The sequence below is a fragment of the Streptomyces hesseae genome (assembly GCF_031845785.1).
Lineage (GTDB): Bacteria > Actinomycetota > Actinomycetes > Streptomycetales > Streptomycetaceae > Streptomyces > Streptomyces hesseae.
Genome location: NZ_JAVRFI010000027.1, coordinates 64801 through 85449 on the forward strand (window position 1 = coordinate 64801; position 20649 = coordinate 85449).

The following is a 20649-nucleotide window of genomic DNA, read 5'->3' on the forward strand; positions in this document are numbered from 1 at the left end:
GCCAGGCGACCATCGGTGGTGCGGGCATCCTCCACCTTGCCCCCGCTCTTCGCGACACCCCCAACGACTGCCAGCCACCCCACCGGCCACCGCTGGTCCAACGCGTCCACACCGCCTGGTCAGACCCGACCAGTAACTGTTCCTTCTCCCCACCCGGAAGCGCGTGACCAGCCACCCTGTACTCACAAATGCAGACCGCGCCATCCTCCCCTGACACTGACTCGCCCGGGCTGGAGCAACAGACACCGCAAGACCCGCCACAACAGCGGCCATGACGACCGCGGCCTTGGTCCTCTGCATGCTGAAAACTGCTCCTTCAGTCATGCGTCGACGGCCTGCCGGAAAGGGGGTCCCGGCAGGCCGTCCGCGCTGCAACCAGCTGCACCCCGGATTCTTCAGCCCACCGCTGACGTCCCACTGACGTTTCACTCACGCCCCGCACCCCGATCACGCGGCCGGCACCAGCGCTTGCCCCAGCCATTCACCTCACCGTCCGTGCCGCCAGATGGGCGATCGACCCGGACGTTTATGGATCTTTCAGGCATGCCCGCACTGGGAAACCGGTGGGCGACTGGTGTCAGGTGTACCGATGAGGCGGGAGGCCGGCGGCCCACTCCGGATACCGGCCGACAACAGGAGGGTCGTGGCCTCGATTACCCTTGCGACCCCCGTCTTGGCAGTATGGGGGCCATGACCGAGATCCACACCCCACGCCTCGTCCTGCGCCGCTGGGATGACGACGACCTTGTCCCCATGGCGGACATCAACGCCGACCCGCAGGTCATGCACTGGATCGGTGACGGCTCGGTCCTCGATGGGGACGGTACGGCGGAGGCCATCGAGCGGTGGGAGGAGGAGTGGGACGAGGAGGGCTTCGGTGTCTTCGCCGTGGAGCTCCTGGGCTCGGGCGAGCTGGCCGGCGCCGTCGGTCTGTCCGTTCCGGAGTTCCTGCCGGAGGTACTGCCTGCCGTGGAGATCACCTGGCGGCTCGGCCGGCAGTTCTGGGGTCAGGGCTACGCCTCCGAAGCCGCCCAGGCCACGCTGGAGTTCGCGCTCCAGGACCGCGGCCTCGACCGGGTCATCGGCATCGTGCGCGCGGGCGACGAGGCCTCGGAGAACGTGCTGCGCAAGCTCGGCATGGTGCCCGAGCGCGAAACGGTCCACCCGGTGTACGGCTTCCCCTTGCACGTCCACTCCATCGACCTCACCGAGTTCCAGGCCTGACCGGACGGCTCCGGCATCAGGCCGGGTGATCCGGGGCGATGCCGGCGCAGGTGATCGCCTTGGGCTTGCCCCGGGGGCAGGGCCGACGGCGGAACAGGCCGCGGCGCCTGCCCGCCTCCCGGTCGTGGTCGTCCTCCGGCCCCGGCTGGGCGGGAGCCGGTTCCCAGGCGGCTTCGGCGTCGGCCTTCTCACAGGTGACATCGTCGGGTGGCATGTCCCGCACACGGACAGGTCACCGGCCGGCCTTCCGCCCGCCGGTGTGGGCGGGGGTCTCCCGCCGGCGCTGGTCGGTGAACTTCGCCCCGCACTGCGTGCACACCGGGCGACGGGCCTCCCATTCGGCGGCCCGGTACCGTTCCTCCTCCGCGTCGGCCTGGGCAGCTGGCAGCGGTAGAGGGCGTCGCCGCCGGGGTTGCCGTCGGGGTTGCAGAACGCGGCGGCCAGCGTCTGCTCATCGCTGCGACCCAGGCGCCGTCACACCGCCGCGCCCGCGCCCTGCTCCTTCAGCTGCTCCAGAGTGGTGACGACGACGGGCACGGCCTGGCGGTAGTCGAGGGCCGATGCCACGCTGGTACGTCTCGTACCGGCGGGGTGGCCAGTGCGGGGTGCCCAGTAGGGGTGGCCCACCTCCTCCAGCACCTTGATGGTGTTGTCGATCTTGGCGCGGGTGGTGTCGGCGAACACGAACGCCACCGGAGGTGTGCCCTCCCGGCCGGTCGGCGGATAGAGCCGAGCCACAGCCGCTCCTCGTAGCTGATGGCGTCGAACGCGCCCGCACGGGCCAGCCGCACCGCGCGGTCGGCCGCGCCCGGCGACGCCCGCATCACCAGATCCGCCCGCTGCACGAACCCCGCTGCCGGGCCGGTGGGCAACTGTACTCTCCTAACCGAGCCCAGTGCCCGATGCCCGATGCCCGCACGGTGCAGCCCGGCGGCCGTCAAGGTGACCACTGCGGCGTGGTCGCAGTAGCCGGTGCCCAGCGACTCCCCCGTGACCATGTCGTACTCGCACCCACACCTGCCTCTGTTCTTCCCGGACGGACTCGATCCTCACCAGGCGGCGTTCCTCGGAATCCAGGAGGTTCTCCCTCGTCTGCCTATCGCGCCGATTCGAGGAGCGAGTCAGTTTCCCAGCTGATCAGGCGTCACCCTCTGGAAGACCCCAGCGCTTGCAGCAGTGCCCTCCGCCAAGGCTCTGTCGAGTCCTTCCGGTGCACAGGATGCCTTTGGACAAGAGGAGGCCATCCCTTGGGCAGGGGCCACGGAGACGCAAGCACAAAGCCGACGGGGGCGGGCGTGGCCGCTGCGGTACCGGGATACTCGTCACCGCCCGTGCGGCGGGAACAGGAAGAGTGTCTCAGCGCGTTCGATACCGCGCCTGCCACCGGCGTCACCTCCAGGCTGCGTATCGCTCCGCCACTTCTCGCTCCGCCTCGCTCAGTCCGCGAGCGGCAACCAGGGCAGCATCGTCCGGAACAGGGTCATCGAGGGCTGGGACCTCCACCCAGGCGGTCCGCCGCAGGAGGACGACGCACCCGAGGAAGTTCTCACCTCCTACATATACGGGGCCACGCGGTGGCCTACTCATGCGCTTACGCAGGGCTGCGCCTGACCGACGCGCGTGCCATCGTGGGTCCGCCGGACACGTGGGTCGAACTGCCACAGCACGACTACTGGGCCATCTGACAGCTGCCTCGAACCCCAGCGGAGTTGGCAGTCGGCAGTCGGTCCGGCCCGTTCCCGTCTGCTGCGGGGCGTCAGCCAGGGCAGACGTGGATGGCCACGACGGTGACCGTGGCCTCGGTGATCTCAGACATCCGCCGCAAGTCAGCGGGGGCCGCAAACGGCGCAATTACTCACCGATTACAGCGCATCTCTAGAATCTTGCAGGCCCCTAGGAGCGAATCCGCGTGCGTACGGCCCGCCCGCCCCGTTTCCGAACCCTATGGAGAGCCCCCCATGGAGAACCAATGAGCGCTGCCCCGCCAGTCCCCACGGACCGGACGCAGCTGGTCGAGGTGGCCGCAGCCGACCTACCACGTCTTGTCTCTCTGTTCGACACCGACCACCCCAACCTGGCCTTCGTCCACGCGGTCATCGACGGAGCCATCCCGGGCAGGGCCTGGGCGCACTTCCGGAACGGCGCGCCTGTGACCTGTCTGGTCGCCACCACCGCGCCGTTCTGCCTTGCCGCCGGGGCCATGACCCCCGCCTTCTTCGCTGAGGCCAAGAGGCTGCTCGCCGGGCACGGCGACGTACAGCTCGTCCACCCGCCGGGCCCTGACGCCGACGCCTGGGCGAAGCAGGCCGGCTTCACCCCGGGGCGGCGGCTCCACTTCACCCACACCCATCTCGGCTTCACCGACCCCCCGCCGGCCGTCCCCGACGGCTACGCGCTGGTGCGGATCGACGCGGAGACCTTCTCCGGCCTCGATTCCCCGATGGCGCGGAGCATATTCGGTACGGGTACCCAGTACGCCGAACACGCGGTCGGCTTCGCCCTGGTCAAGGACGGCCAGGTGGCGGCAGACGCACACGGCGTCATCGGCGGTGGGCTGATCGAACTCGGTATCCACACCCACCCCGACCACCGCCGCAAGGGCCTGGCGTTCGTGGCACTCGCCGCGGCCAGCCGTTGGGGCAGCGGGCAGGGCATGCGTTCCGTCATGACGTGTCACGCGGACAAGACGCCGAGTATCGCGCTGGCCCGGAAGCTCGGTCTGACCGAGGAATTTTCCTACCCGATAGCGAAAGCCACATGCTGAAATCCCCGTTATCCGAGGCGATTTCCCCCGCCTCGGTACGGCGCGTGCGCGAACTCATCGACCCGCACATTCGCCGTACACCGTTGCTGCGGGCGAAGGCGCCGAGCCCGGTGGACATTCATCTGAAGTGCGAGAACCTTCAGGTCACCAATTCGTTCAAGGCCCGAGGTGCGCTCAGCGCGCTGCACGCGTACCGGCGGTTCCGTCCGGAGGTATGGGACCGTATCGTCCGCGACGGCGTCGTGACAGGCAGCTCGGGCAATTTCGCGCAGGGCCTGGCGCACGTGACGTCGGAGCTGGATCTGGCGTACACGGTGGTGGTACCGGATTCGATTCCGGAGGCGAAGCGGTCGCAGATCCTGGCGTACAACCCCAGGACCCGGATCGTTCAGGTCCCGTACCCGGTCTGGCGCCGCACCATGGTCTCCTCCTCCTTCCCCGACCTGCCGGGTTTCTTCCTCTCCTCGGAGACCGATCCGTACGTCTCGCTGGGCATCGCCACGATCGGGATGGAGATCCAGGACGATCTGCCGGACGTGGACGCGGTGCTGGTGCCGTACGGCGGCGGGAACCTCGCCTACAGCCTGGCGACCTACTTGAAGGTCCCCGTCTACGCCGTGGAGATCAGCACCGGAGCCCCACTGTCCGCATCGCTGCGCGCGGGCCGCCCCACGGATGTGGAGTACGAGCGCTCGTTCGTGGACGGCATCGGCGCGAGTTTCGTCATTCCAGCTCAGTTCGAGCGGCTGAAGGACAAGTTGGCCGGGGTATTCACGGTGACTCCGCAGGAGGTCGCGGAGGCGCTGTCGTCGCTGGCGTTCGCCGACAAGATTGTCTGTGAAGGCGCAGGAGCCGCAGCGTACGCAGCAGCGCTGAAGCACTCCTCCTCATACGGCTGGCGCAGTCCCGTAGCCGTCGTCAGCGGCGGCGTCATCGATCCCGACGTCCTACTGCACACCTTGACCACCACCGGTCAGCCGCTGACCACGCCCATTTCCTAGCCTTAGAGGAGCGATATCAATATGAGCAAAAACCTGCCCGCCATCGAGCCGGTAAGCCCCGCCATCGGGGCCCGGGTCACGGATATCGATTTGTCGCAGGAGCTTTCGGACGAGGCGTGGAAGACGGTCCTGGACGCCTTCCACCAGTACAACGTGCTGGTCTTTCCGGGACAGGACATCTCGGTCGAGCAGCAGAAGACGTTCACCGCGCGCTTCGGGCCGCTGCTGACGCACAGCCACTTGCTGCCGATGACCATTGAGGGCCACCCCGAGGTGATGGTCCTCCACAACAACGAGCAGAAGCCGCCGGGGCTGAACGACTGGCACACCGACAACAGCGGCTGGGCCGAGCCCCCACTCGGTACCTCCCTCTACGCCAAGGTCACGCCCAAGGTCGGCGGTGACACCCTCTACGGCAACATGTACCTGGCGTACGAGACGTTGTCGGCGCCCATGCGGGAGCTGTTGCTCCAGCTGACCGCGACGCACGACGTACGCAAGGCGTTCGGTCCGGACTACGGCAATCTTCAGAAGTCGCTGCGCAAGAAGGGCATCGACCCGGACCAGCAGTTCGCGGGCCAGGACCCCGTGGAGCACCCGCTGATCCGCACGCACCCCGAGACGGGGCGCCGGGCGCTGTACATCTCCAACCCGTACGTGACGCGGATCAACGGCGTGACCGAGTCCGAGAGCCGGGCGCTGCTGGACTTCCTCCGCCGCCACATCGAGACCAACGAGCTGATCTACCGGCACCGTTGGACCCAGGGCGATCTGGTGATCTGGGACAACCGCTGCACCCAGCACCTCGCGGTCGCGGACTACTTCCCGCACGAGCGCCTGATGCACCGCCTCAACATCGCGGGAGAGAAGCCCTTTCTGAAGCTCTGACCACATCTCCCCGCCCGCCACGTTGCGTCCCTGGCCCCTCGAGCAGGGGCGCAACATGGCCCGGGCTACGAGAGAGAGTCTTGGCCGGGGTCCGGCCAAGATAGACCGCCCCAAGTGTGCGCCTGAGCTGAGGGGCGGCCGGCTCCGGCCAGGTGGCCCTGTGCCAGGGAGCATCAGGATCGGCGAGGGTGTCGAACATCAGCCCGCCGCAGGTCGCGGCGGGCTCCGCGTGCGGGGCGCGGTGTGTCAGGAGATGTACGGGCCGTTCGGGACCGAGTTCACCGCCTCGGCGGGCAAGTCCTGGATCCTGTTCCAGGCGAAGTAGTACTTGTCCATCACCGCCGGGCTGGTGATCCAGCGCTTGACGCCGTTGCTGAACAAATAGACCTCGGGCCGGCCTGACGCCTTGCCGAGGAACGCACCGTCGCTGAGCGCGCTGCCCGCCGTGATGTCCCCGACGTCGAGGACCGATACGACGCCATTCCAGTCACGGAACAGGTTGTTGTAGGTGGCCGGGTTGGGTATCCAGTGACGCTTACCGTCGAGGACCAGGTAGATGTTCGGGCTGTTGACGGCCTTGATGCGCAGGCCGTTCAGGTCGGGCCTGTCTCTCTGCGGCTTCGCCGTCGAGCTGTGCGACGCCGTGTCCGGGGCCGTGGCCGTGGCCGCAGAGGCCGTCGCCACCCCGGTCGAGGAGGCGAGCACCAGGGCCAGGGCTGCAGCGCACCATGAGCGTTTCGTCATTTTTCCTCCACGGATTCCGAAGGAGCTCGGTCCTTTGGGGCGCGACAACCGTCGTGGCAGCCCGCCCGGCTGTCAAGGGACGTCCGCGACCGCCCTGCGGGCGTTCGGCGATTCTCCGCCAAGACCGCTCCCGGGGGCTGGGGTCCCGGGAGCGCTCAACATCGTGACGAATTCGCTCACGGGGCGGGTCGAATACCGACGAGCCGGGAGGCGTGGGTGCGGGACAGCGGCTGAGTGCGGTTGCCTGTGGCGGAGACCGTGACCGTCCCCTGGGGAACATCCCCCGCATACGCGGGAAGCAACCGGGAGCCTTGAACCTTCGGCTTTTTCCGCAGGCTGGACGGCTGTCGCTGGACCGCCATCCGTGTCATGGCTGCCCGGAATAGGGGGATCTCAGGATCTTGAAGGGGCCCTGGGCTGGGCTGAGCTGGGCCGGAGGAGGCATCGGTGTGCGTTATCCCCGTAAGTGAGCGGTCGTATCGGAGGCGTACGCACCGGAGGCCGGCAACTGGCGGTGCTCCTTGTCCGGGCGGGAGCGGGGTGGCTTTCCTGCCGCCCCTGCGATGATCTTCTGCAGCAGGCTGTAGGAGAGGATCGGCAGCAGTACCTCAGGGCGCTGAGAGAACCAGCAGGCGGCCAACACTGCTGCCGCGCTGCTGTTGTTCATGCCGGTGGCGAAGGTGAGGGAGATTCCGTCCGGCTGGTCGCAGCGTGTCCAGCAGGACATCCACCGGCCGCAGTAGAAGGCCAGGCAGCACACCGCGCCGGACAAGCCGAGCGCGAGCGCCAGCAGGTCCCAGTCCGGGTGGGCGAGGGCCTGCCCCAGAGCGCCGGCCGCGTTGGTGTAGCAGAGCAGCAGGATGTTGACGGCTTTGGCCATGGGTAGGATGCGGCGGGCCCGGTCCTCACCGAGCAGCATCCGCACGGTGATCCCGGCCAGGCATGGCAGGGCCCCTGACACCAGCGCGAAGACCCCGGCCCCGGTACGGCATGGGGTGGCCCAGGACCCTCCCGCACGGGACCCCTCAGCAGGTCACCTGCGAAGCCGCGACCTGGAACGGGCGACAGGCCGGCCCAGTATGAGGCCGGCCCGCCCGAGGCCGGCGGTTAAAGGTCAGGCTGAACAGCCGCAAGTTCGCGATGAAGTTCACTTCATCACCTTTGCAGGCGACGGCTGCGGCGGGATGGGCAGTCGGGTGCGGAAGGTGGTCGCTCCCGGGGCGTCGAGGACGGTGAGGGTGCCTTTGTGGATGGCCGCGATGTCGCGGGCGATCGGGAGGCCGAGGCCGGTGCCGCCGTCGTCGCGGCTGCGGGCGTCGTCGAGGCGGGCGAACCGTTCGAAGATCTTCTCGTGGTCGGCGGGCTCGATCGGCGGCCCGTCGTTGGTCACGTCCAGGACGGCGTGGCCGGAGGCCCGGTCTGTGGTGAGGCGGACGGTGATGTGACTGCGGGCGTGGCGCTGGGCGTTGTCGAGGAGGTTTGTCAGCAGCCGTCGCAGCCACAGGGGGTTGCCGGGGATGGTGATCGCCGTCAAAGCGTGGACGTCGACCGGGTGGGGTTCGACGCCGCGGGCCGCGACTGTGGTGTGTATCAGGTCGGCGAAGTCGACGGGTTCGTCGGGCCAGTCGTGGTCGGTGGTGTCCAGGCGGGCGAGCAGCAGGAGGTCGGCGGCGAGTGCTTGGAGGCGTTCGGTGTCCTCCAGGGCGCCGGCCACCAGGTCTGCGTGCACGTCGGGGTCGGAGTGGGCGAGGGCGACTTCGAGCTGGGTGCGCAGGACGGTCAGGGGGCTGCGCAGTTCGTGGGAGGCGTCCGCGATGAAGCGGCGCTGTCGTGTGCCTGCGGCTTCGAGTCGCTGGAGCATGGCGTTCATGGTGTCGGCGAGACGGGCGATCTCGTCGTCGCTGCGGGGCTCGGGAACGCGGCGGTTCAGGTCTCGGTCCCCGATGGCGGCGACCTCGGCGCGAATGGCCTCGACCGGTCGCAGGGCACGGCCGGTCGCGCGCCAGGTGAGGGCGCCGACGGTGAACAGCAGAACCGTGCTCAGTACGGCGAGGGCGGCGGTGGTGAGGTCTTCGGCGGCGTCGGCGGTGTGCAGGGACGCGCCGACGTAAATGGTGACGGGGCCGGTGGGGGTGGTGGCGGCGATGCTGGTGACGCGCTGGTGGTGTGCGTGGCCCCGGGCGTCGAGGTTGAAGGTTCTGTGGCCGTTGGGGTGATGGCGGGCGGGGGCGAGTGGGGGGCGGCCGGTGAGGTTCTGGCTGGCGGCGACCACCCGGCCGTTCGCGTCGACGACCTGGATGAAGTCGGTGCCGTGGTCGAGGGGTAGCGGGCTGGTGAGGTGACCGTCGGTGGCGAGGCGGGCGACGGCCTGGGCCTGCTCACGGGCATCGGCCTCGACGGTGCGTTCCAGATTGACGCGCAGCAGGAGGATGACGGCGGCCGAGGCGATGATGAGGACGACGGCGACGCTGGCGCAGGCGGCAAGGGTGGTGCGGGCGCGGACCGAGCGTGGCGTCAGGCGGTCGACGAGGGCCGCGGCGCGGGGGTGGCGGGCCAGGTGGCGGTGCGCGGCCGCGCGCAGGCGATGGTGTGCGGCGCCGGCGGGTGGACCGGCGGGAGTGGCAGGTGTACCGGCGGGGGTCTGGTCAGCCACCGTCGGCCGCCAGTCGGTAGCCGGCGCCACGGACGGTCTGGACCGCGGCTCGCCCGAAGGCGGTGTCGATCTTGCGGCGCAGGGCGCTGACGTGGACCTCGACGGTATTGGGGTCGCTGTCGAGGGCGTTGTCCCAGACAGCGTCGAGGATCTCTCGCTTGGAGACGGCCTCGCCGGCCCGGCGGGCGAGGTGGTCGAGGATGGCGAACTCGCGGGGGGTGAGGGGTATCGCGGTGCCGGCGCGTGTGCAGGTACGGGCGGCGGAGTCGATCACGAGGTCGCCCAGGACGGTGCGCCGGGGCGCGCGGCTGCCGATGCGGCGGGCCAGCGCCTTGAGACGGGCGACGAGCACGACGAAGGAGAACGGTTTGGACAGGTAGTCGTCCGCGCCGGTGTCGAGCGCCTCGGCCTCGTCCCATTCGCCGTCCTTGGCGGTGAGCATCAGGATGCCGACGTCACTGCCGCAGGCCCGCAGGCGTGAGCACACACGGTAGCCATTGAGACCGGGCAGCATGACGTCGAGCACGACCACGTCGTAGGCGTGCTCCATGGCCTGGGCCAGGCCGGAGAGGCCGTCGTGGGCGACGTCGACCCTGAATCCCTGGGCGGTCAGCCCGTGCCGCAGCGCCAGGGCCAGCCGACGTTCGTCCTCCACCACCAGTACTCGCATGCCCAACAGGGTCGCAGGTCGCCGCACCGGACAGTTCACGGCATCTGCTGGTCTTCAGCTGATCTTCAGCAACGCATGGACATCCTCACGGTGTCGCCCGGGGACGGCCCGGGCCTGGCGAGGATCGGGGTGTGCCATGAGCGAGTCCATGGGAACGGGAGAAACGTTGCCGCAGGAAGAGCCGAAGGCCGCGGGAGCGGGAGCGGGCAGGACGCGTACGGGCCGTGCCGGCCGGTGGGTGCGCTGCCGGTCGGTGCGCTGGGTCGCGGCCGGGGCGGCCGTGCTGGTGATCGGTGGTGGCGCGGCAGCGGCGGTGGCTCACCACCACGAGGGCGAGGAGGGCCACGGCCACGGTCACGGCCGTACGGCGGCTGCGGATGACCGGGGACGGCACGACGGCTGGGACGAGCGGGACAACCGGAACAACCGGGACGGCCGTGAGGGTCGCCAGGAGAGCGGGCGGGACGTCCACGCGGCGCCGGCGCCGCTGCCGTCGACCAACGCGGCCGACGCGATGAACAAGGCCTCGTCGGCGGTGTCCGGCGGCAAGGTGGAGTCGCTGAGCCCCGTCACCCAGCAGGGCGGTGGCCGTGCCTGGCGGGTCGTGGTCCTGGGCCCCGACGGCGTGCGGCACGCGGTGACCATCGACGGAGCCGGCGACACGATCACCGGCAACACCGTCCTGGACGACTGACCCACCGACCGGGCGCGGCCCGGCCGCGCCGTACAGAAGGGAGCGCCGTCGTCTTGGGCGCCATGACACCCACCCGAGCGGCCCACCGCCGCCCAGCTGTGCCGGCGCGGCCGGTCATGAGCAAGGTCCCGCAGGTGACAGCGGTGTTCTGGATCGTCAAGATCCTCACCACCGGCATGGGCGAGACCACCTCCGACTACCTCGCCCGGGTACTCGGGCCCGTCCCGGCGGTCGGCTCGGCCGCGCTGCTGCTGGCCGCCGCGCTGATAGCGCAGGCCCGCACCCGCCGCTACGTCCCGGTCGTCTACTGGGCGGCGGTGATCATGGTGAGCGTGTTCGGCACCATGGCCGCCGACGTCGCGCACGTCGCCCTCGGCGTGCCCTACGCCGCCTCCGCGATGGCATTCGCCGTGGCCCTGGCCCTGGTGTTCCTCCTGTGGCGCCGGGTGGAGGGGACGCTCGCCGTGGAGACGGTCGCGGGCGGTCGCCGGGAGGTGTTCTACTGGTGCGCGGTCATGGCCACCTTCGCGCTCGGCACGGCGGTCGGAGACCTGTCCGCGGCCACCCTGGGCTGGGGCTACCTGCCCTCCGGACTGCTGTTCGCCGCCCTGATCGCCCTGCCCGCCTTCGCCCACCGCTTCTCCGGCCTGTCCTCAGTCCTGACGTTCTGGTGGGCCTACGTGCTCACCCGGCCGCTCGGCGCGTGCTTCGCCGACTGGGCCGGCGTCAGCCACGAGCGCGGGGGCCTGGACCTCGGTACAGGGCCGGTCAGCCTCGTCCTCGCGGTGGTCATCGTTGCGGCTGTGGCGTGGCTGAGCGCCACCACCGAACGACGTGCCCCGCACGTATCGGCCTGACGCTCCCTGTCGGCATCCTGTGGATGCCATGACCTCCTACATCCGGCCCGAGGACGATCTCGCGGCGGACGCCGAGCACCGGCTCTGGCTCACCGAGGAGGGGAGCGTTGCGCGCGTCGACCTCGCGCGCAACGCTCCCGCGATCCGCGCCGCCCTCCACAAGCGCATCGACGACCCGGGCTACGCCACCACGATGAAGGTGCTCCAGCGACTGATCCGCAACACGGGCGGGACGGTCGCCTGATAGACCGAAGGGCTGGGCAAGGTGACGCTGTTGGTAAGTGCCGGGCCCTCGATCCGTCCCGTTGGCATCTGCGGCATCGCCGAACTCGTCGAGGACCTGGAGAAAGCCACCGGTTTCAAGGTGTGAGCCCCGGCTCGACGCCTGGGCGGGTACACGCGTTTCTCAGCCGACCATGTCGAGAAGCAGCTTCGCGGCCACCGCCGCCCCGTCGGTACGGATCGTGCCGGCCACAGTGGCCGCCCGTGCCCGGGTCTCCGGGGTCAAGGCCGCCTTGAGCGCGGCCGACAGGGACTCGAAAGTCGGGGTCGGACCGTCGTGCGCCGCGCCGATGCCCAGCTCGGCCACCCGGGCGGCCCAGTACGGCTGGTCGGCCATCTGCGGGACCACCACCTGGGGCACACCGGCCCGGGCAGCCGTCGTCGTGGTGCCCGCGCCGCCGTGGTGCACGACGGCGGCCACCCGGCCGAACAGCGCCTGCTGGTTGACCTCGCCGGCCACGAAGCAGTCGTCCCCTTCATCGGTCGGCGCCAGGCCGGCCCAACCGCGGGAGAGGAGTACACGGCGGCCCTGCGCGCGGATCGCCTCGACGGCCGCCCGGGTGACATCCTGCGCGTCGCGCATCGGCATGCTGCCGAAGCCCACGAACACCGGTGCCGTGCCGGCGTCCAGGAACGCCTCCAGATCGGCGGGGAGCCGGCGTTCGTCCGGCCGGATCCACGCGCCGGGCTGCAGCACGTCGAGGTCCGTCGGCCGCACCCACGGGGCCAAGGCCGGGTCCGCCGCCAGCCACGGACGGTCGGTGAAGACGTGATCGCGGACATCGTCCACCGGGGGCAGACCGATCGATGCCCGGTGGGTGTTGATCCCCTCGCCGAACAGCTCGTTCAGGGCCTCCGTGTTCAGGTCCCACAGCACCCGGTTGTCGGTCACATCCGCCGGGAGTGGCCGGCCCGGCCACGCGAGCGGCGGGTGGTGCGGCGACGGCAGGTAGTTCGGGAAGTAGGCCACGAACACATAGGGAATGCCCAGCTTCTCGGCCACCGACCGCGCAGCGGCCGCGGCCGGTATCAGGCCGGTCGCCACCACCGCGTCGCATCCCTCGGCCACTGCGGCGACCTGCTCATACGTCTCGGCTACCATCCGGGCCGCGCGCTGGGGCAGAGTCTCCGCTGACTGCGGCTTCGCCCCGGTCACCGCCTTGGTTGCCATCTCGCGCAGCGGCCGGCCGAGCGACACCAGCGGGAAGCCGAAACCATCCAGCAGCTCTGCGAAGTCCGGCGGCGCGCACACCCGCGCCTCCGCGCCGAGTTCCCGCAACCGCATCGCGAGCCCCACCATCGGCTCAACGTCCCCACGCGACCCGTACGCCAACAACAACACACGCATTCCGTAACCCCCATGGCCTCGTATTCCGGCTTCGGTGGGCGATTGTGCGTCACGACCGGGGCCTTGCCGCAAGCCCCCCGGTGCGCTATATGTTGATCATGGAAGGGGGCGGGTGCTCCTTCTTCTCTCTTACGCGGTTCAACGGTGGTTCAACAGCACAGAGCCGTCACCACGACACCGTCCACACACTTTCCTCGTCGCCTGGTCCCGCTGGACCGTCACTGCGACGCTGGCGGCGCTACCGCCCTGGCTGACGGCGTCACCAGTCGATGTGTTCGGTGATCCAGTCGGCCAGGCCGTCTTCGTCATCCGCGGAGGGCAGATCGGGGCCGCAGGAGAGAGGCGTACAGGACAGTTGCAGGTGGGTGAGGTAACCGTAGGGGCCGTTGTCGGCTGCTGGCCCGAGGATCAGGGCGTGGGTGGGGGTGCGCCAGATACGGTGCGTCAGTGCGGGCCCGGTCGCCACAGCCGAAGAGGACAAAATCGTTCGCTCAGGCGGCGCGCCGAGGTGTTCGGTCACGATCTGCGCGGCCTGCTCGAGTACGGCCTCGCAGTCCTGGTCCGTGCATGGTCTGCGGCCGCTCCAGCCGGGCTGCTCCTGCCAGCGGTCCATGAGGCCGTATAGCCATGTCCCGTTGGTCATGCTTTCGTCGTGCGGGTCGACGGGGTAGAGCTCTCCGAAGACCAGGAAGGTCCGTGCGTCCGGGTTCCCGAACGGGCTGACTTCGTCGCAGCACAGCACATGCTGATCCGCGGTGCGGAAGGATTCACAGACCAGGCTGTCCTCCCAGGACCATCCGCGTCGCTGTGCTTCGGCATCGACTGCGTCGAAATTGTCGGAGATGTGAGGCGCGGCCGGCAGACCCACAAATTCGGCGACGGCCCCGGCCGTCAACGGCCGGTGGGCAAGGGCATGTACGGGAAACAGCATGCGGAACACTCTAAAGGCGGTGCTGCCGCTGCCCGACCTCCAGCCCCACTGCCCAAACATCTCCCGCGGTGCTCTGCCCAGCACGGCGGATGAAAATCGCAGTGGCTACCGGCGGCTCGACAGCTCGAAGTCCAGTGAAGATGTTTGGCTGTTTTGGTCCGGGTGTGGGCTCGCGAGTCGGCTCAGGACGATGGGGTTCTCGGGCACGCCCTCTCAACTCTGAACGCGTTGGTCGTAGTCCATTTGGTGCGCCCGGATTTCGTCTGCGTTCTCGACCGTCCAGTCGTACAACCGGCCGAACGGCTCCCGCAGGGATTCGCCGAGCGGGGTGAGGGAGTACTCGACCCCGACCGGCGAGGTTGGCAGCACGCGGCGCACGACCATCCCGTTGCGTTCCAGGCGGCGCAGGGTCTGGGTCAAGACCCGCTGAGTCACGCCCTCAAGACGGCGCTTGATCTCGTTGAACCGAGTGGGCTTGTCAAGGACTGCCATCACCATCATCGACCACTTGTCAGCGATCTGGTCGAGGATCGGGCGGCTGGGGCAGTCGGCCCGGTAAACGGTGTCGATGCCGGCGTCGGCGCCGGTTTCGGAAATGGCCATGTCGGTATCCTTCGCGATCCTTGCGATGCCGAAAGTGCGTTATTGACGCCGGTCACCCACCGTCCCACTGTAAGTATGCATCAGGAACCTAGATGCATACCGGGTACCGATCGGAGATCTCCATGAACCACGACACCTACGCGACCCTGCGGGTGAGCGTCGAGGGCGGCATCGCCCGCGTCACCCTCGACAACCCACCGGTCAACGTCCTGGACGTCGCCCTGATGGCCGACCTCCGGCACCTGCTGACCGCGCTGAGGGACGACGACTCGGTTCGGGTGATCGTGTTCGACAGCGCCAACCCGGAGTTCTTCATCGCCCACGTCGACATGACGCTCGTCGACACGCCGGACGCCTTCGACAAGCTCGCGGCTGACCTTCCAGACGGCGTCAACGTCTTCCAGGCTCTGGGGGAGCTGCTCCGGCACCAGCCCCAGGTGACCATCGTCAAGCTTGCCGGGATCGCGCGCGGTGGAGGGGCGGAGTTCGTCACAGCAGCGGACATGGTGTTCGCGGCGATCGGTCGCGCCGGGATCGGCCAGATCGAGGCTCTCATGGGCATCGTCCCCGGTGGAGGGGGCACGCAGTACCTCGCCGGCCGGGTCGGTCGCAATCGCGCCCTGGAGGCGGTGCTGGGCGCCGACCTCTACGACGCCCAAACCGCGGAGCGCTACGGCTGGGTCAACCGGGCCGTTCCCGCCGGCGAGCTCGACGGCATCGTCGACCGCCTCGCCCGCAACATCGCCGCCCTGCCCGAGGGGGTGATCGCGGCGGCCAAGCGCGCCATCGTTCCCGAGGACCTGGCCGAGGGGCTCCTGCGGGAGCACGGCGCCTGGGCGGATCAGTTCGTTCGCCCCGCGGCCGAGCGGTTGATCCGCGGCGGACTGGCCCAGGGTGCCCAGACCCGCGACGGCGAGCGTGATCTGGAGGGTCTTCTCCGGGGGCTGACCGGATAGGTCCCGGACGAGGCCCCACGTACTGACCGGTGTCCTGTCGATCGCGACAGTGTGTGGCTCGCCCACCTCATCGGATGCCAACGTGGTTGACCGTCACGTCGCCTCGTGGACCGCCGATGAGGTGGTGCGTGACCACCTGGGAGGTCAGCCGGCCTTCGCGGGCGGCCAGATGGGCGCCCCGGTGAAACCGAACGGGCTATTCGGCGCCGCCCACATGGTCGCTATCAAACCTTCTGTTACCTCGGGGTGTATCCGGCGCCGCTCCGGGCCATCGGATGCACATGGCAGGCAAGTGCCAGCGAAAGGAGCGCGGGACAACCCGCGTCCAGCAGGTATGGGTTGTGAACGATTTGCGAAGTGGTGTCAGACGATAGGAGGGTCACCGGTCCAGCTTCTTGTGTCATCTGCCAGTACGGCGGCCGGACGGGGCGGAGGAGACTTTCTGCCACGACCTCGAGCCGGCGGGCCTGCGAATCCGGAAGGCCGGCGCGGCCACGTACAGGACGGAGCGCAGGAGGAGGCAACGCGTGAGCGCGCAGCAGTACGACGAGATCGGCGAGGCATTCGAGGGGTTCAAGTCCCTTCCCCTGACACGCTACGGGGAAGTGCCGAGCTTCCTGAGCATGGTCGGGGACGTGAGCGGCAAGTCCGTTCTCGACTTGGCGTGCGGCACCGGTTTCTACAGCAGGGAGTTCAAGCGGCGCGGCGCCACGGATGTCCTCGGTGTCGACATCTCCGTCGCGATGATCACCGCCGCGCGGGAGGCCGAGCGGCGTGACCCGCTCGGTGTGCGCTACGAAATCGGTGATGTGGCCGAGCTGCGGTCTGTCGGCCGGTGCTTCGACATCGCGGTGGGGGTGCAATGCCTCAATTACGCAGAGGACATCGCGGCGATGGAACGGATGTGCCGCAACATCCACCGGAGCCTGGTGCCGGATGGAAAGTTCTTTGTACTCGCTCAGAGGCCCGATTACGGGTTCGACTGTCCGTCCCTGGACAAGTACGGATTTCGCTGCGAGCCGACTGGCGAGGAAACCGAGACGGGCCCGCGAGAGCGGATCACGGCTCTTCTCGACCCGCAGCCGATCAGCATCATCGCCACGGCCCCACGCCGCGAGGTCTACGAGGACTGTCTACGGACGGCCGGGTTCAGTGAGGTGGAATGGGTCTCACTGAAGGTGTCCCAAGCCGGCATCCGAGAGTTCGGCGAAGCCTTCTGGGCCGACCTCCTCGCGAACCCGCCGCTGGAGATGTTGCGCTGCCGTGCCTGACCGACTGACTCGGCCCGAACTGGAACAGTCCAGTAAAGCGCAGCCGCTGCCCGTGCCTGTGTCGCCAGCCATCGGGCCCCCTGCCTGACTACCCACCCTATTCAGGTGATGGCACCGGCTGAGGGCGATCGCCCGCCCGGTCGGGCAGGAGCTGCTCAGGGACGGTGTCCACAATCCGTCGTCCAGCCGGGCTCGCGCCGTCGGCCGCGCAGGGCCGGGGCGAGGCGGCGGGCCGCTGTGGGAATGCGTGCGCGGGACCGGGGATCCGCTGGTGGTGCTGCCCGTGCTGTGCGGTGCCGTGTGGGCAGGCCGCCTCGCGGTCAGCGGGGGCGGGAGAAGCGGCGGGTGGCGAGGACGAGTGCTGCCAGGCCGATCGTGGCGGTGATCGCGAGTTCCGCGGCGATGGACGGTTGCCAGCCGGTCGGCCAGGTGGCCCCTGGGGCGGCTGCCGGTCCTGGTACTTGTGCCGCGACAGCCTGGCGCAGGAGGTCGACGATGTAGGTCAAAGGATTCGCCAGACAGAGTGCCGTAAGCCAGACCGGCAGGCCGGCCAGGGGGAACATGGCTCCGGAGAGGAAGACCATCGGTGTCAGGGCGAAGCTCAGTACGGCCTGGAAGGTCTGGATACGGGTGATGTGGACGGCAGCGAGGGTGCCGAGGGCTGTCAGGGTCAGTGCGGTGATGACCAGTTCTCCGATCAGGGTGGCGATCAGGGCCGGCCGGTAGGGCACGTGCGCGGTCCAGGCGAGACTGAGGACGACAGCCCCCTGACAACTGGCGACAGTTGCTCCGCCCACGCACTTGCCGAGGAGCAGGCTGCTGCGCCGGACGGGGGCGACAAGCATCTCGCGCAGGAAGCCGGTCTCGCAGTCCCAGATGATGGACGCCCCGGCGGCGATGGCGGGCGTCTGCACGGTCATCACCAGCACGCCGGGGAAGAGGTAGGCGCGGTAGTCGCCGGTGCCGGTGGGGGTGGAGACCAGGGAGTTGAGCCCTGTGCCGAGTACCAGCAAGGTGAGGGCCGGTTGCAGCAGGTTCATCGCCATCAGGCTCCGGTTGCGCAGGAAGCGGATCATTTCGCGCTGCCAGACGACCTTTACGGCGCGTAGTTCTCCGGTGAGTCTGCGGCTGACCGGGGGTGGCACCGAGAGGGGCATTCGAAGTCCCTTGGATCACGAAGGGTTCGGGGTCGGTCAGAGCAGTGCGATCACGGCGCCTGTCGCTGTGGTTTCCCGGCGGGTCCTGCCGGCCGGGGTGTCCTTTCGGCGTCGCGGATGGTTCGTCCGGTGTGTTGCAAGAAGACGTCATCGAGGCTGGGGCTGGTCACGGTGATCGACAGCACCGGGATGCCGAGGTTCGCGCACAGTGCGGGTACGAAGGCCGCGCCGTCGGGTGCCTGGGTGCACAGTCCGTCCGGTCCGGCGGTGGCGTTGAGGCCGAACTGCCGGCGCAAGGCGGTCACCGCCGCACGGTCATCAGTGGTGTGGAGGCGGATGCGATCGGTGCCGATCGCGGCTTTGAGCGCGGCCGGTGTTCCCTCGGTGACGATGCGGCCGTCGTCCATGATGGCGACCCTGTCGCAGTGCTCGGCCTCGTCCAGGTAATGGGTGGTCAGGAAGAGAGTGACCGCCTGCTCTTTGCGCACGTGGTGCAGGTGCTCCCACAGCTGTGCCCGGGACAGCGGGTCCAGGCCGATGGTGGGTTCGTCCAGGAACAGCACCTGTGGCGAGTGCAACAGGCCCCGGGCGATCTCCAGCCGGCGTTTCATGCCGCCGGAGAACGTGCGGACAAGACTGTTCCGGCGATCGGCCAGGCCCACCAGCTCGAGCATTTCAGCCGTTCTGGCACGTGCGGTGCGTTTCGGCAGACCGTAGAGATCGGCGTGGAAGCGCAGGTTCTCGCCCGCTGTGAGATCCCCGTCGACGGTCAGGTCCTGAAAAACGAGGCCCATGCGGCTGCGCACGGTGCCGGGGTCCTCGGTGACGTCCGCTCCTGCCACTCTCGCCCGGCCGGCAGTAGGCCGGGCGAGGGTGCACAGCATGGCGATGGTGGTGGACTTCCCCGCACCGTTGGGGCCGAGGAAGCCGAAGGTTTCTCCCGGGTGGACGGTGAGGTCGACCCCGCGCACCGCCTTCACCCCGGGGTACGACTTGCACAGGCCGCGGGCGACAATCGTCGGCTGAGCCGTCGGCACAGGGGTAGGGGCAGAGGCAGGGGGCATCACGGACTCTGCGTCCTGCACGACGGTGACGGCCGGCCTCCGGGCGGGATGGTGACCAGTGGCTGCAGGTGGGTGGTGGAGAGGGGCTCGTCGACGGGGCGGCCTTCTGCCTCGACCCATGCGTGGGCCCGGAATGGCATGGTCTGTGCCCCTGCGTACCAGGTGGGCCATGAACCGCGGGCCCGGCAGAGCAGGGCGGTCGCGATGGAACGCGGCAGGCAGCCTTCTCCCGCGCAGCGCACGCTGACAGCGACTACTGTCGCGCGCGCTCTTCTTGCCTCCGCATAGCCGGCCGGTCGGGCGCCACGTGCGCAAATCGTGAGAATGCTATGGATTCTGCGCGGTGGCAGCCGACCGATGACGTGGCCTGCGGCGACCGCGAGCAGTGCCAGCGGTCGACGGCGCACCGGGAGCCGCGGCGGCCTGTCCACGGAGACGGCCACGCTCATGATGTCATCAGCCCTGTGCTGCACAGCCGGCGGACGATCTTGTCGATGTCGGCCAGTGCCTGGCCTCTCGCGACCCCGTAGCGTTCGGTGAGGGCATCAGCAGCTTCCTCCTCGCCGCCGCCCTCGATCAGGACGCCGAGCACGAGGGCACCGCTGTCGTTGACCTGGTAATAGCGGCCGCTGCGTCCGTCCAGTAGCACCATGCCGTCTTCGACGACGGCCACCGAGACGTCCTGTCTTAGGTTGAGCATCCGGCTGCCTCCTTCCCCCGAGGTTTTCAGGTCGACGCCCAGTCATGTTCACCGAATAGGGAGCCATACACAATTGACCCCGTCTCAGGCCTGGCCACCTTCACCGCCCCTCCCCCATTTCCAATTGGCGCATGCGTACGTTCCCGCTGGCACAGCGGATCCAAGACGCCACCGGCGAACCGGGTTGATCGAGATTTTGAGTGCATCCACCTATCGCAGCGGACAAGTGATGCCCTCTCGCCGGCCCGGAACACGCTTCCTTCGTGGAGCGGAGCAAGGGTCTCCTGGGATCGGAGAGTGCGCTACATGGAAGATTCATTGAATGGCGTCAACCAAATGCCACTCGAATGGCCCAGCATCCGGGTGCGTCAGTGAACTCATGAGTCGCGGAGCCTACGGAAGCCGGCTGATATCCAGAGCTGCCGGTCACATACCGATCAGGTGCAAGGCGGGGTCGATGTGAGATACCCCCCTACCGCTCCATCGCCCCTTTACGAGTCGGTGGAGCGGAGCGAACCAACCGGAATCCTTGGCACAACGCCCCCACTGACTATCGCTTTTCACCCGCCCGTAACCCTTTCGAGGGACTTCCGGCGCCCGCTATGGCTTTCTCGCGAAAAAGGCGGACAGTGCGCTCTACAGGCAGACGAGACAGCCTCGTCCCGCCGACAGGAGGAATTCCCCATGAGCGAGCGCACCGAGGTTCTGTACGAGCCTCCGACACTGACAGAGGCCGGGGACTTCACGGAGATGACCCGCGGCGGAACCGGCGACTTCCAGGAGCCGATTTTCGGGCGTTTCAACTTCCCGACTTCTCAAGGCTGATCACCTAATTCATCCCC

General features: G+C 68.7%; 22 protein-coding genes and 1 pseudogene. 10 read left to right on the forward strand and 13 right to left on the reverse strand.

What is annotated here, in order from left to right; genetic code table 11:
• Window positions 1–690 precede the first annotated feature (690 nt).
• Window positions 691–1224: a GNAT family N-acetyltransferase gene (locus tag RM609_RS29355; RefSeq protein ID WP_311614773.1), complete on the forward strand. Its 534-nt coding sequence runs from the start codon at window positions 691–693 to the stop codon at window positions 1222–1224.
• 16 nt (window positions 1225–1240) lie between these two features.
• Here RM609_RS29355 and RM609_RS29360 read toward each other — a convergent pair whose 3' ends face one another.
• A complete protein-coding gene (locus tag RM609_RS29360) occupies window positions 1241–1438 on the reverse strand; it encodes a hypothetical protein (RefSeq protein ID WP_311614775.1) in 198 nt (65 codons plus the stop codon).
• A gap of 260 nt (window positions 1439–1698) precedes the next feature.
• Entirely contained in the window at window positions 1699–1962 is a 264-nt protein-coding gene (locus RM609_RS29365) for a hypothetical protein (protein ID WP_311614777.1), read from the reverse strand.
• A gap of 1231 nt (window positions 1963–3193) precedes the next feature.
• Between RM609_RS29365 and RM609_RS29370 the strand changes: the two genes are divergently transcribed.
• Genes RM609_RS29370 through RM609_RS29380 form a run of 3 tightly spaced genes read left to right on the forward strand, consistent with a single transcriptional unit; the run spans window position 3194 to window position 5877 of the window.
• Window positions 3194–3988 carry a GNAT family N-acetyltransferase gene (locus RM609_RS29370; protein ID WP_311614779.1) on the forward strand — a complete coding sequence of 265 codons (795 nt, stop codon included), beginning with the start codon at window positions 3194–3196 and terminating at the stop codon, window positions 3986–3988.
• A complete protein-coding gene (locus tag RM609_RS29375; RefSeq protein ID WP_311614780.1) occupies window positions 3982–4989 on the forward strand; it encodes a threonine ammonia-lyase in 1008 nt (335 codons plus the stop codon). The genes RM609_RS29370 and RM609_RS29375 overlap by 7 nt, the downstream gene beginning before the upstream one ends.
• 21 nt (window positions 4990–5010) lie before the next feature.
• Window positions 5011–5877 (forward strand): TauD/TfdA dioxygenase family protein, encoded by an 867-nt coding sequence (locus tag RM609_RS29380; RefSeq protein ID WP_311614782.1) that lies wholly within the window; start codon window positions 5011–5013, stop codon window positions 5875–5877.
• Window positions 5878–6123: 246 nt separating this feature from the next.
• Here the strand turns inward: RM609_RS29380 and RM609_RS29385 are convergent, their stop codons facing one another.
• From RM609_RS29385 to RM609_RS29400, 4 genes are all read right to left on the reverse strand, one after another.
• Window positions 6124–6621 carry a hypothetical protein gene (locus RM609_RS29385; protein ID WP_311614784.1) on the reverse strand — a complete coding sequence of 166 codons (498 nt, stop codon included), beginning with the start codon at window positions 6619–6621 and terminating at the stop codon, window positions 6124–6126.
• 454 nt (window positions 6622–7075) lie between these two features.
• Window positions 7076–7501, reverse strand: a complete 426-nt coding sequence (locus tag RM609_RS29390; protein ID WP_311614786.1) for a hypothetical protein — start codon at window positions 7499–7501, stop codon at window positions 7076–7078.
• Window positions 7502–7768: 267 nt separating this feature from the next.
• Window positions 7769–9274, reverse strand: coding sequence for an ATP-binding protein (locus RM609_RS29395; RefSeq protein ID WP_311614788.1), 1506 nt, complete (start codon window positions 9272–9274; stop codon window positions 7769–7771).
• Window positions 9267–9944, reverse strand: a complete 678-nt coding sequence (locus RM609_RS29400) for a response regulator transcription factor (protein ID WP_311614790.1) — start codon at window positions 9942–9944, stop codon at window positions 9267–9269. Before RM609_RS29400 ends, RM609_RS29395 begins: the two co-directional genes overlap by 8 nt.
• A gap of 136 nt (window positions 9945–10080) precedes the next feature.
• On the opposite strand from RM609_RS29400, the gene RM609_RS29405 reads away from it, so the two are divergent.
• The 3 genes and pseudogenes from RM609_RS29405 to RM609_RS29415 all read left to right on the forward strand — a co-directional run.
• Complete coding sequence (locus RM609_RS29405) at window positions 10081–10638, forward strand: hypothetical protein (RefSeq protein ID WP_311614792.1); 558 nt, start codon at window positions 10081–10083, stop codon at window positions 10636–10638.
• A gap of 116 nt (window positions 10639–10754) precedes the next feature.
• Window positions 10755–11495, forward strand: a complete 741-nt coding sequence (locus RM609_RS29410) for a COG4705 family protein (RefSeq protein WP_311614795.1) — start codon at window positions 10755–10757, stop codon at window positions 11493–11495.
• A 25-nt stretch (window positions 11496–11520) separates the two neighbouring features.
• Window positions 11521–11739 (forward strand): annotated as a pseudogene (locus RM609_RS29415) (MarR family transcriptional regulator); the annotation flags it as partial.
• 162 nt (window positions 11740–11901) lie between these two features.
• Here the strand turns inward: RM609_RS29415 and RM609_RS29420 are convergent.
• From RM609_RS29420 to RM609_RS29430, 3 genes are all read right to left on the reverse strand, one after another.
• A complete protein-coding gene (locus tag RM609_RS29420; RefSeq protein WP_311614844.1) occupies window positions 11902–13125 on the reverse strand; it encodes a glycosyltransferase in 1224 nt (407 codons plus the stop codon).
• Window positions 13126–13384: 259 nt separating this feature from the next.
• The gene (locus RM609_RS29425) at window positions 13385–14056 is read right to left on the reverse strand and encodes a hypothetical protein (RefSeq protein ID WP_311614797.1); all 672 of its coding nucleotides are present in this window, start codon (window positions 14054–14056) and stop codon (window positions 13385–13387) included.
• 213 nt (window positions 14057–14269) lie between these two features.
• Window positions 14270–14659: a winged helix-turn-helix transcriptional regulator gene (locus RM609_RS29430; protein ID WP_311614799.1), complete on the reverse strand. Its 390-nt coding sequence runs from the start codon at window positions 14657–14659 to the stop codon at window positions 14270–14272.
• A gap of 122 nt (window positions 14660–14781) precedes the next feature.
• Here RM609_RS29430 and RM609_RS29435 point away from each other — a divergent pair, with 122 nt between their 5' ends.
• Complete coding sequence (locus RM609_RS29435; protein WP_311614801.1) at window positions 14782–15615, forward strand: enoyl-CoA hydratase/isomerase family protein; 834 nt, start codon at window positions 14782–14784, stop codon at window positions 15613–15615.
• A 527-nt stretch (window positions 15616–16142) separates the two neighbouring features.
• Window positions 16143–16886 carry a class I SAM-dependent methyltransferase gene (locus tag RM609_RS29440; protein WP_311614803.1) on the forward strand — a complete coding sequence of 248 codons (744 nt, stop codon included), beginning with the start codon at window positions 16143–16145 and terminating at the stop codon, window positions 16884–16886.
• A 320-nt stretch (window positions 16887–17206) separates the two neighbouring features.
• Here the strand turns inward: RM609_RS29440 and RM609_RS29445 are convergent, their stop codons facing one another.
• Genes RM609_RS29445 through RM609_RS29460 form a run of 4 tightly spaced genes read right to left on the reverse strand, consistent with a single transcriptional unit; the run spans window position 17207 to window position 19807 of the window.
• Complete coding sequence (locus RM609_RS29445) at window positions 17207–18043, reverse strand: ABC transporter permease (RefSeq protein ID WP_311614805.1); 837 nt, start codon at window positions 18041–18043, stop codon at window positions 17207–17209.
• Window positions 18044–18093: 50 nt separating this feature from the next.
• Window positions 18094–19107, reverse strand: coding sequence for an ABC transporter ATP-binding protein (locus RM609_RS29450; RefSeq protein ID WP_311614807.1), 1014 nt, complete (start codon window positions 19105–19107; stop codon window positions 18094–18096).
• Window positions 19107–19556 (reverse strand): lasso peptide biosynthesis B2 protein, encoded by a 450-nt coding sequence (locus RM609_RS29455; RefSeq protein WP_311614809.1) that lies wholly within the window; start codon window positions 19554–19556, stop codon window positions 19107–19109. The genes RM609_RS29450 and RM609_RS29455 overlap by 1 nt, the downstream gene beginning before the upstream one ends.
• A complete protein-coding gene (locus RM609_RS29460) occupies window positions 19553–19807 on the reverse strand; it encodes a lasso peptide biosynthesis PqqD family chaperone (protein ID WP_311614811.1) in 255 nt (84 codons plus the stop codon). The genes RM609_RS29455 and RM609_RS29460 overlap by 4 nt, the downstream gene beginning before the upstream one ends.
• A 684-nt stretch (window positions 19808–20491) precedes the next feature.
• Here RM609_RS29460 and RM609_RS29465 point away from each other — a divergent pair.
• Window positions 20492–20632: a keywimysin-related RiPP gene (locus tag RM609_RS29465; RefSeq protein ID WP_311614813.1), complete on the forward strand. Its 141-nt coding sequence runs from the start codon at window positions 20492–20494 to the stop codon at window positions 20630–20632.
• Window positions 20633–20649 lie beyond the last annotated feature (17 nt).